Source organism: Oleiphilus sp. HI0080 (genome assembly GCF_001635135.1).
Window position 1 is genome coordinate 1 of the sequence record NZ_LWFU01000953.1, and the last position, 5,947, is coordinate 5,947.

A 5,947-nucleotide genomic window follows, 5' to 3' on the forward strand; every position below is an offset into this window, starting at 1 on the left:
TATGGTACTTAACGGCACCGAGCTTGGTGGTGGATCTATTCGTATTCATGATGGCGAGATGCAAAGCACCGTTTTTGACATTTTGGGAATCGATGCAGACGAGCAGAGAGAGAAGTTCGGCTTCTTGCTCGACGCGCTGAAGTTTGGTTGTCCGCCGCATGGCGGCTTGGCCTTCGGTCTGGATCGCTTAGTTATGCTAATGACAGGTGCGACATCGATTCGCGAGGTTATTGCTTTCCCGAAAACTCAAAGCGCGACAGATGTATTGACTAAAGCGCCTGGAGAAGTGGATAAGAAGCAGCTTCGTGAATTGAGTATCAAACTGAATCTTCCAGAGAAGGCGAAGGAAAGCTCAGAGGGATAATTCGTTATGGCAGGTCATAGTAAATGGGCGAATATTCGCCACCGAAAAGCGGCACAAGATGCAAAGCGCGGAAAAGTATTTACTAAGATCATTCGAGAGCTGGTAGTCGCCGCCAAAGATGGTGGCGGCAATATCGATGACAACCCCCGTTTGCGCGCCGTCGTTGATAAAGCTCTTGGCGCGAACATGAAGCGCGACACCGTCGACAAAGCGATTGCTCGTGGCTCTGGCGGGGGTGAAGGCGATAACTACGATGAGCTTACCTACGAAGGCTATGGTCCCGGTGGTGTGGCGGTTTTAATCGAGGCCATGACAGACAATCGTAATCGAACAGTGGCTGAAGTGCGTCATGCTTTCAGTAAGGCTGGGGGCAATTTGGGCACTGACGGCTCCGTAGCTTATCTTTTTAGCAAGCTAGGCTCACTGCTCTTTGATGCGGGCGTTGATGAGGATCTGCTTCTCGAAACTGCTCTTGAAGCCGGGGCGGAAGATGTTGCGGAGCAGGAGGATGGTTCGTTTGAGGTGGTTACCGCTCCAGGTGATTTTATATCAGTCAAAGAGGCGCTTTTGGCAAAGGGGTTGAAAGCCGAGCGATCAGAAATTGCGATGGTCGCATCCACTAAGGCAGAGCTTGATCTCGACGGCGCGGAGAAAATTTTGCGCTTGATTGATGTCCTAGAAGACCTTGATGATGTCCAAAACGTCTACACTAATGCAGATATTTCAGACGAAGTAATGGTGCAGCTAGACTAGCCTTTCCGTCTGGCTGCAGTGAACTAAAAGGGCGAAAGCCCTTTTTTTGTGCGTGTTTGTTTTGTAAAAGCTTCGTTGGACGTCTCTCCTGTCTGTTATGTAATGGCGTTTACACTTCTGCGCTTTTAAACTGCCAAGCAAATCCCGTTGAGCATTTATATGTCTGTCATCTTAGGTATTGACCCAGGTTCGCGCTTAACCGGCTATGGCGTGATTGATTTTCGCTCCGGCAAAAGCACCTATATTGCGAGTGGTTGTATCCGCGTTAATGGCGATACCTTGGCTGATAAGTTGGGCCTTATTTATCGTGGGGTGACGCAATTGATCCAGCAATATGACCCCGATGAGTTTGCAATCGAGGACGTCTTTATGGCGAGGAATGCAGATTCTGCATTAAAGCTTGGTCAGGCCCGCGGAGCGGCGCTTGTTGCAGCAAATATAATGGGCTTGCCAGCGAGTGAATATGCTGCGCGTAAAGTTAAGCAGGCGTTAGTTGGCAAGGGTTCGGCCGATAAAGCGCAGGTGAAGCATATGGTTGTACATCTGCTGGGCTTGAATGCAGATCCTCAGGCTGATGCAGCGGATGCGCTAGCGATCGCACTTTGTCATGCTCATATGCAGCAGAATCTAATTCGAATAAGCGGTGCTTCAAAAAGTCGTCGCGGTAGAGTGAGTTAATTATGATTGGAAAGATAAAAGGTTTGCTTGAGGCTAAAACGACTCATCAGGCTTTGATTGATGTAAATGGCTTATGCTATGAGCTGGAAGTGCCGATTAGTACAGCTTTTGATTTGCCGGAAAAGGGAGAGGTAGTCGAACTATATACCCATTTTGTTGTCAGAGAAGATGCCCAATTGTTGTATGGATTCAACTCCAATCTTGACCGCGATACTTTTCGAATATTGATCAAAGTGAACGGAGTTGGACCTAAACTTGGGATTGCAATTCTTTCGGGGCTGAGTGCTCGAGATCTTCAGTCATGCGTCGATCAGGAGGACGTGAGTGCTTTGGTAAAGTTACCTGGTATTGGTAAAAAGACTGCTGAGCGATTGTTAATTGAGTTGCGAGATAAATTGAAGATTGTGCCCGAGGCCGTTCTGGCGGCAGACGTTGCTTTACCGCTTGAAATTGCGGGAAGTAGCGGTATTGAAGATGAAGCGGAAGCAGCTCTAGTCGCGTTAGGTTATAAGCCTGCCGATGCTGCAAAGCTTGTTAAGAAGCATTATGCAGATGGTATGTCAGTGCAGGATCTGATTAAGGCTACGCTCCGTTCGTTGAGTTAATTGTTCGACGTTAAAGCAGGCTAGTTAGGTCCGTTGGCTTTCTAGCTTCTGACTGATATTTAACTTTCTCTAGGTCTTTAGAGGGTTAAACTAAAATCAATTCATTATTAAGTAAAATAATCTGATGATCGAAGCAGATCGGCTTGTTTCAGCACAACCGAGTCCCGAGGGACGGCGCAATATAGAAGACCAGCAGGATAGGGCAATCCGTCCTAAGTTATTATCTGACTATGTGGGTCAGCCTGTAGTCAAAGAGCAGATGAGTATTTTTGTCGAGGCTGCAAAAAAACGCCAGGAAGCCCTTGATCATGTATTGATTTTTGGCCCTCCCGGGCTAGGCAAAACCACACTTGCAAATATCCTCTCTAATGAGCTTGAGTCAAACATACTGTCTACATCTGGGCCGGTGTTAGAGAAAGCGGGGGACTTGGCCGCTCTACTAACAAATCTAGATGAGGGCGATATTCTTTTTATCGATGAAATACACCGTCTCAGCGCAAATGTTGAGGAGGTTCTATATCCTGCGATGGAAGATTATCAGCTTGATATCATGATAGGAGAGGGGCCTGCCGCTCGGTCAATAAAACTCGATTTACCGCCGTTTACGCTCGTTGGCGCTACTACGAGAGCCGGGCTTTTGACATCTCCTTTGCGAGACCGCTTTGGAATCGTTCAGCGTTTAGAGTTTTATAACATTCCGGATTTGTCGTCGATTGTAACCCGTTCGGCAAGGCTGTCTGGCATTGAGATACAAGAGCAGGGCGCGGTAGAAATTGCAAAGCGCTCCCGTGGTACTCCTCGTATCGCGAATCGCTTGTTACGTCGGGTCAGGGATTTTGCAGAAGTTAAGGGGGACGGACGGATCACCCAAGCGGTTGCAGATGGGGCGCTGAATATGCTGAGCGTTGACGAATCTGGGTTTGATCGAATGGATCGTCGCCTCTTGCTTACCATGATAGAAAACTTCGGCGGAGGTCCGGTAGGGGTGGAAAGCCTGGCTGCTGCAATTGGTGAAGAGCGTGGGACAATTGAGGATGTTTTAGAGCCTTATCTTATTCAGCAAGGCTACATGACTCGCACGCCTCGGGGCAGAGTGACGACTGAAAAAGCATGGCTTCATTTCGGTCTGTCGATGCCTGTCGAAGGTGGGGCGACGTAGTGGGGCTATATCGATTTCCTCTGAGGGTTTATTTAGAAGATACCGATGCGGGTGGCATTGTGTTTTATGCAAATTACCTGAAGTTCTTCGAGCGAGCGCGGACAGAGTTTGTGCGCAGCTATGGATTTGAAATGAGGCGGTCACTTAATGACGGTATAAGTTTCGTTGTTGCCGAGCTCGCGATGAAATATCGGGCTTCTGCCTATTTGGATGATGAATTGGATGTTTGTGTTCAGTCTCTTGAGCTGCGAAACAGTTACTTTCGTGTTCATCAGTGGGTAGAGCGTCGCTCGGAGCCGGGTAAGCGCTTGGTCGAGGGCGAAGTGAAAGTTGCGTGTGTTGATCTTATGAGTGGCCGGCCTAGAAAAATGCCTGCCTCGCTTTCTGCTGCATTGCGGGCCGATTTAGAAAAGTAACAGGGGAAAAATCTTGCAAGAACAAATATCTGTTTGGGGTTTGATTGCTGACGCGAGCGTGCTCGTCCAGTTGGTCATGCTATTACTGTTGGCGGCTTCGGTTATTTCCTGGTATTTGATTTTTCAACGCAGTGCGTATTTCAAAGCAGCGAAAGCAGATCAGGCTGAGTTTGAGGAGCGCTTCTGGTCTGGGATGGATCTGGGCCGCTTATATCGAGAGTCTGAAAGTCATCCTGGCTTGGAGTATATATTTCGATCTGGCTTTAAAGAGTTTAATCGTTTACGGAAAAACGACATGGATGCCGATGCGATTATGGAAGGTACTCAGCGATCAATGCGTGTAGCTTTGTCGCGAGAGTCTGATCGGCTGGATGCCAGCCTGCCATTTCTGGCTACTGTTGGCTCAACAAGTCCTTATATTGGTTTGTTTGGGACAGTATGGGGCATTATGAATTCGTTCCTTGGTTTGGCGCAGGAGCAGCAAGCCACGCTCGCGACCGTGGCCCCAGGTATTTCAGAGGCACTCATCGCGACGGCAATGGGGCTGTTTGCGGCTATACCGGCGGTGGTTGCTTACAACCGTTTTTCCGCGAATGCGGATAGACTTTACAGCACTTATGAAACATTCGTTGAAGAGTTTTCAAGTATTCTTCACCGCAATGTCTATTCCACAGAAAAACCTGAATAAGGGTCTGATAGATGGCTAGGCAGAAGAAAAAGCCAATGTCCGACATCAACGTCGTACCTTATATTGACGTCATGCTCGTGTTGCTGATCATTTTTATGGTGACGGCACCGATGCTGACTCAGGGGATCAAAATAGATTTACCAAACGTGGAATCTGCTCCTGTCATTGTAGAGCAGAACCAAGAACCACTAATAATTACCGTTGACTTGAACGGCGCCTATTACATGGAGATGAGCTCTCTCTCGGATGCGCCTTTGTCTCAAGACCAATTGGTGGATAGTGTTACTGATTTGCTTTCGGTTAATCCAGCGCTTTCGGTGCTGATTCGTGGTGACAAAAATGTCGAATATGGCGTGGTTGTAGAACTGATGGCTGTGGTTCAGGCGGCCGGTGCCAAAGGTGTTGGCTTGATCACCGAGGACCCATGAGCAACAAACCATCAGGCTCAGAGCGATTTAACCAATGGTTGGGGATGGCCAAATATGTGAGGGAGGCCCTCACAAAAGGTCACAGGCGATACCTTGTAGCGAGTGTCGGCGTGCACTTGCTTGTCGTTATTGTTATGACTTGGTCTTGGAGCAGCACTGAAGCGGTCAAAACATACGTCATTCCTCAGAGCATTGAGGCGCGTGTGCTGACTGCCGAAGAGGTTGATCGACTGCCCTACAAGAAAAAGCAGCGATTAGAGCGCGAGGCCTTGGAAAAGAAGCGCCAAGATGATCTAAAAAAGAAGAAACAAGCGCAAAAAAAGAAAGATTTGGCGAAGAGAAAGGCAGAAGAGGAGCGCAAGCGTAAAGCTGCGGCTAAAAAAGAAGCCGAGCGCAAAAAGCTGGTAGCAGACAAAAAAAAGCAACAGCAACTTGAAAAGGATCGCGCCGAAAAGAAACGGCGCGAACAGCAAGCTAAAGAAAAGCTTGCCAGTGCTGAAAAAGAACGTCAGCAAAAAGCTAGACAGCAAGAGCAGGCGCAAAAAGAAGTTGAAAAGCTCAAGCAGCTTGCTGAGGCGAGGGAGCAGACGCTGCGAGAGCAGCGTTTGGCTGAGCGCTTGAAGGGCATAGAGGATCTGAAAGCCGCGGAGCGCACGGATGAGCCTGTGTTAGATGTTGATGAGAAGGCTCGTTATTTGTCGATTATTCGAAGTCGAATCGAGTCGCGCTGGCATAAACCGCCGAATAGCGGAGGTTCTAGCGTTTTGTTACGCATCGAGCTTTTTCCTTCAGGAGAGTTATCCAAGGTTTCGATTATTAACTCAAGCGGTAACTCTGCGCTTGATGAAAGTGCTGT

General features: G+C 48.3%; 9 protein-coding genes. All 9 read left to right on the forward strand.

Translation table 11 applies throughout. The features are described from left to right. Positions 1-364: amino acid--tRNA ligase-related protein (locus A3751_RS18480; RefSeq protein WP_304439054.1), on the forward strand; the 364-nt coding region annotated here is incomplete at its 5' end. 6 nt (positions 365-370) lie between these two features. Then, positions 371-1,117, forward strand: a complete 747-nt coding sequence (locus tag A3751_RS18485) for a YebC/PmpR family DNA-binding transcriptional regulator (RefSeq protein ID WP_068458514.1) — start codon at positions 371-373, stop codon at positions 1,115-1,117. A gap of 159 nt (positions 1,118-1,276) precedes the next feature. Next, the gene (ruvC, locus tag A3751_RS18490) at positions 1,277-1,795 is read left to right on the forward strand and encodes a crossover junction endodeoxyribonuclease RuvC (RefSeq protein WP_068458515.1); all 519 of its coding nucleotides are present in this window, start codon (positions 1,277-1,279) and stop codon (positions 1,793-1,795) included. 2 nt (positions 1,796-1,797) lie between these two features. Then, entirely contained in the window at positions 1,798-2,400 is a 603-nt protein-coding gene (gene ruvA, locus A3751_RS18495; RefSeq protein ID WP_068458516.1) for a Holliday junction branch migration protein RuvA, read from the forward strand. Between the two features lie 124 nt (positions 2,401-2,524). Further along, entirely contained in the window at positions 2,525-3,559 is a 1,035-nt protein-coding gene (gene ruvB / locus A3751_RS18500; RefSeq protein ID WP_068458517.1) for a Holliday junction branch migration DNA helicase RuvB, read from the forward strand. After that, a complete protein-coding gene (locus tag A3751_RS18505) occupies positions 3,559-3,975 on the forward strand; it encodes a YbgC/FadM family acyl-CoA thioesterase (RefSeq protein WP_197466494.1) in 417 nt (138 codons plus the stop codon). Before ruvB ends, A3751_RS18505 begins: the two co-directional genes overlap by 1 nt. Positions 3,976-3,988: 13 nt before the next feature. After that, the gene (gene tolQ / locus A3751_RS18510) at positions 3,989-4,663 is read left to right on the forward strand and encodes a protein TolQ (protein WP_068458519.1); all 675 of its coding nucleotides are present in this window, start codon (positions 3,989-3,991) and stop codon (positions 4,661-4,663) included. A gap of 35 nt (positions 4,664-4,698) precedes the next feature. After that, positions 4,699-5,091 carry a protein TolR gene (gene tolR / locus A3751_RS18515; protein WP_231871825.1) on the forward strand — a complete coding sequence of 131 codons (393 nt, stop codon included), beginning with the start codon at positions 4,699-4,701 and terminating at the stop codon, positions 5,089-5,091. Further along, positions 5,088-5,947, forward strand: an 860-nt coding sequence (gene tolA / locus A3751_RS18520; protein WP_068458521.1) for a cell envelope integrity protein TolA, incomplete at its 3' end; no start/stop codon positions are given. The genes tolR and tolA, both read left to right, overlap by 4 nt.